The sequence below is a fragment of the Mycolicibacter heraklionensis genome (genome assembly GCF_001021505.1).
In the GTDB taxonomy this organism is placed as follows: Bacteria; Actinomycetota; Actinomycetes; order Mycobacteriales; family Mycobacteriaceae; genus Mycobacterium; species Mycobacterium heraklionense.
In genome coordinates, this window is the sequence record NZ_LDPO01000048.1 from 1 (window position 1) to 4,613 (window position 4,613).

The 4,613-nt window shown below is 67.6% G+C and carries 3 protein-coding genes and 1 pseudogene; all 4 read right to left on the minus strand.

Annotated features, from left to right (window positions below; all coding sequences use genetic code 11):
• Positions 1-134 (minus strand): annotated as a pseudogene (locus ABW16_RS23460) (type VII secretion protein EsxS); the annotation flags it as partial.
• Between the two features lie 22 nt (positions 135-156).
• On the minus strand, positions 157-1,614 hold the full coding sequence (locus ABW16_RS23465; protein ID WP_047321611.1) for a PPE family protein: 1,458 nt from the start codon (positions 1,612-1,614) through the stop codon (positions 157-159).
• Positions 1,614-1,925 carry a PE family protein gene (locus tag ABW16_RS23470; protein WP_047321612.1) on the minus strand — a complete coding sequence of 104 codons (312 nt, stop codon included), beginning with the start codon at positions 1,923-1,925 and terminating at the stop codon, positions 1,614-1,616. Before ABW16_RS23470 ends, ABW16_RS23465 begins: the two co-directional genes overlap by 1 nt.
• A gap of 31 nt (positions 1,926-1,956) precedes the next feature.
• On the minus strand, positions 1,957-4,613 hold a 2,657-nt coding region (gene eccCb, locus ABW16_RS23475; protein WP_047321613.1), incomplete at its 5' end, for a type VII secretion protein EccCb.

Sequence of the window (4,613 nt, forward strand, 5' to 3'; positions counted from 1 at the left end):
CCCACATGAAACGCCTGCGCCGACAACGCCGCCTGCTCCGCCTGCGCCATCGTCGACCGCATCAACGCCGCCTTGGCACCAAACGCCGACTCCGACGCCACCAACTGCGGAATATGCGCATCCAACATACTCATCGCCGCACTCCTTTCTTGACTTCTACTTCGGTTCTGCTTCCGACTCCCCAGCGGAGTCGTCAAGATCCTTCTCGCCCCAGGTATCGGGCAACATCGGCATATTCGGACCCCCGCCGAACCCGTCACCGGTCAAGGTGGTGAGCCCGGCTGCCGTACTGCGTGCCTGCTTGCCCACCGTCCCGGTGAATCCGAGAGGCCCGGTACCGCTGTCCGAACCCGCCGCGGACGGCGCGGTCGACGCGGGATCGGGACCGGTGCCGGCACCAGAGTCCAGGTCCATGAACTCGTCCCCGTGATCACGCATCACCGCCTGGCGGCGCCGCCGCGCCCGCGCCCTGTCACGCGCCGAGCTGCCCACCGCTGCCGCGGCCGCCGGCACCCGCGAGGCCGGTGCTTTCGCCTTGTTGCGGTCGGTCAGGGTCGGACCCAGTCCGGTGCCCGGGTCGGTGCCCGTCACCAAGTAGCCGAATGCCATCACCCCGGCCGCCGGCGGTGGCGGTGCCACCGTCGAGGTAGCCGGTGCGGCGGGAACACTCGCGGCACCGGGCGTGGCGATACTCGGGCTGAAGCCCGCCACCACGGCGGGCGGCCGGTCGCTCGACGGAATGACCGAACCCGGTACCGGCTCGGCGACGCCTTCGGGCGCAATCTCCTCACCCAGGTCGGCCAGGTGGCTCAGACCCACACCGAGCAAGATCGGCAGCAGGGCCGCACTGGCGAACAACAGCGACCAGAAGGTCCAGCCGAACGGGATGAAGAACGCCTCGTAGGCGACGAAGAACAGCAGCGGGAACCAGGTCACCAACGCACCCGGGGTGCTGAGGATCTCGCGGATCACCCCGATCGGGTCGTTGAAAAACTGGACGAGCTGTTCCCACAACCGAGTGAAGAAATCCCCGATGTCCGACGACGAGTCTTCCGCGGGCTGGGCGGAGTCGGCTTTGACCACCGGGGGCGCCTCCACCGCTCGCGGCGCGGAAGCCAGCGCCGCACCGGACACCGCATGGTAGGTGCTCATGGTGGTGGCGGCCTGGACCCACATCCGGACATAGTCGGCTTCGTTGAGCGCAATCGGGATCGTGTTGATCCCGAAGAAGTTGGTGGCGATCAGCACCCCGTGCGTCATGTGATTGGCAGACAATTCGGCCAGGGTCGGCATCGACGCCAACGCACTGGTGTACGCCGCTGCGGCCACTTCATGCTGTGCGGCTACACCAGCGCTGTCCGCGCTGGCCTGGCCCAGCCAGGCCAGATACGGCCCGTGTGCGGCCAGGTATTGCTCGGCGCTGGGTCCCTGCCACGCGCCGGTCTGCACCGCACCGAGCAGCGTGGTGAGTTCGTCTGCCACCGAGGCGTACTCGGCGCTCAGTGAGTTCCATACCCCGGCAGCCGACAGCAACGGACCCGGTCCGGGACCGCTGCTCAGCAATGCTGAATGCACCTCCGGGGGGGAGGCGATCCAGACCGGGGCGGGAACCATCAGCCTCGGGCGCCCAAAAAGTACGTGGACGCGCCCGCGGCGTCACCGGCGGCGTAGTTGACACCGGACTCACCGACACCGACGCCGGCGCGGCCCAACTCAGCGGCGCCTTGGGCGGCTACCGCAGCGTGCTCGCTGCCCTGCGCGCTGAAACCGGCAGCGGTCTGCAGCGACACCGGGTCGGCCGCCGGCGGAACCACCGCCGTGATCAGCGGAGCGGCGCTGGCCTGCGCGGCCGCCAGACGGGCGGTCAATGCCTCGACCGCTGCGCTGGCGGCGGCGAGACCTTCCGGAACCACATTGAGCGTCATGGCAATTTCCCCTTCCCCATTTCGATGCGCACTAGCGCGTCAAGGTTTGGCTGAATGTTGGGTTGACTAGTTGGAGGTAGGTGGGTTCGTCGTTGTCGGCTAGCAGGATTGCTCGTCCTGCGGGGAGGCGGCTGAAGCGTTGGCCGCGGATTTTGCCGCTGTCGGCGGGGTTGCCGGAGAGCATGAGGGTGGTGGCTTGTAGGTCGTTGAGCCGTCGGAGCAGCGGGTTGGTCATCAACGCGTGTGCTGAGCCGGTGGCTCGTGCGGTGACGATGACCCGCAGGCCCAGATCGCCGGCTTGGGAGAGCAGTTCGATCAGGGTGGTCCAGGGCCGCTGCCCGGCGTAGGGCCCTGATAGTGCTGGGGTGTCGGGGATGGCATCGACGTCGTCGATGATCAGGTAGTGGGTGTGCCCGTCGTAGCGCCAGGCCGCCAGGTCCGCCGCCGACAGGCCCGCGGGGGGGCGTCGGGAGCCGATCAACGCCGACAGGCCCAGCATGGCGGGGATGACCCGATCGACGTTGGCGGTGTACTCGTTGTCCGGGTAGAGGGGTTCGTCGACGAGGTGCAGGCGGCGATCGATCACGGTGAACGCCACCTGATCGGCGGTGTTGTTGTCCCGCACGGTGCGGATGAGGTGGCGCAGCAGGGTGGTTTTGCCGGACTTGGCGTCCCCGAGCACCAGCAGCAGCGGGTTGGCGGTGAAGTCCACCTCGACCGGGGCCAGGTCCTCTTCACGCACCCCGATCACCACATGCTCGGGTGCCGGGTAGAGCGCCCCGACCTCTTCGGGGGCCAGGTTGGTGGGCAACAACCGCACCGGCGGCGCGGCCAGCCCGGGGTGGCGGGCGTTGAGCTCGGCGATCTGGGTTAGATCGGGTTGGGCGATCAGGAAGTGCTCGGCGGCCATCGTCAGACCACGACCGGGCTGGTTGGCCGGCACCGCTTCGGCCGGACGCGTGAGCGCCCCGGCAACACGGACGTTGCTGTCGCGCGGGTCGTGCAGTTTGAGCTCCAGGCGCAACCCGAGCCCGTCCCGCATGGCCAGCGGGACTTCCAGCCAGCTGGGGGTGGTCACGATGACGTGGATGCCGTAGGCCAACCCGACGTTGACCAGCTCGGTGACCTTGGCCAGCAACGGGTTACGGGTATTGAATTGGTCGGTGTTATCCCGGCTGAACGCATACAGGTTGTCGATGACCAAGAACACTTCACCGTAGCCGTCGTTGAGCGAGCCGATGCTGCCATCACGGAACGCCTCGCGCTGCTGACGCGCGGTCAGCAGTTGTTCGAGTTCCCCGAAGGTGCGGCGGATCTTCTCCGGCTCCAACCCCGAGGCGACACTGCCCACATGGGCCAGGTCCTCCAAGGCCCGCAACTGCCCGCCGCCGTAGTCCAGGCAGTAGAAGCTCACCTCCCGCGGTGAGTGCAGGCTGGCCGCCGAGAGGATGAACGTCTGCAACGCCGTGGTCTTGCCCGACTTGGGGCCGCCGTGAATGAGCATGTTCCCCGACGCGGAGCGGGCGTCGAACACCAGCGGATCCCGGCGCATGTCGAAGGGTTTGTCGATCTCCCCCAACGGCCAACGCAGCTGCCGCTCCCCGATCCCGGCCCGAGCCAACGCCGCGGCCAGCGGGATCGGCTCGTCCAGCGGCGGCAACCACAGTGCCGGGGCCTGCGGCCCGTAGTTCGCCAGCTGGTCGCCGATCGTCGCGATCAGCTTGCGCGGCGGGGCGTGTGTCTCCTCGTCGGCCTCGACCACCACGGTGGTCTCCTGCCCGGAGTCGACCGCACCCGCGGTGAACAATGTCGGCTCGGGAATCGCGTGCATCACCACGGCCCGGGACTGCTGCGGCGGGTCGTAGATGCCGTCGACGTAGGTGCTGCGGAACTTGATCGGCGCCGCGCCGGGAGCCGGCACCAGGAAGCCCTCGCCCTTGTGCTCTTTGCCGGACTCGATGTGATAGGCGTCCTCGACCCCGATGATCTGCCGCGACACACTCGGGCTGGCGACCTTCAACCCGATCCGATACGAGGTGTTCTTGTCGATGTCCTTGATCTTGCCCACATCCAACGTCTGCGAGGCGAACAGGATGTGGATCCGGAACGACCGTCCCTTACGCGCGACGTAGTCGAACAACTCGGCGTACTCCGGGTGATCGGCCAGCATCAGGGTGAACTCGTCAGCGACGATGAACAGCGTCGGGATCGGCGCCAAATCATGCCCCGCGGCGATCGCGGCCTCGTACTCGGTCACCGAGTTGAACGCACTGCCCTGCACCCGCCGGCCCGCCTCGCGCAACAGCAACTCCCGCCGCGCGACTTCCCCGCGCAGGGTGTCGGCGAACCGATCGGCCAGCGAGCGCTTCTCGGCCATGTTCGAGATGACCGCGACGACCTGCGGGAAGTGCCGGAAGATGTCCGCACCGGCCTCACCCTTGAAGTCGGCGTAGATCACGATCAACCGATCCGCGGAATGCGTGGTCAGCAGTGACAGCAGGATCGCCATCAAGGTCTGCGACTTGCCCGAGCCGGTCATACCGATCATCAACCCGTGCGGACCCATCCCGCCCTCGGCCTCATCCTTGAGATCAAAGATCAACGGCTCGCCGGTCGCGGTCACCCCGATCGGAACCCGCAGTTCCTCGTCGCGGTTGCGGGGCGCCCACAGGGCGGGAACGTCGAGGC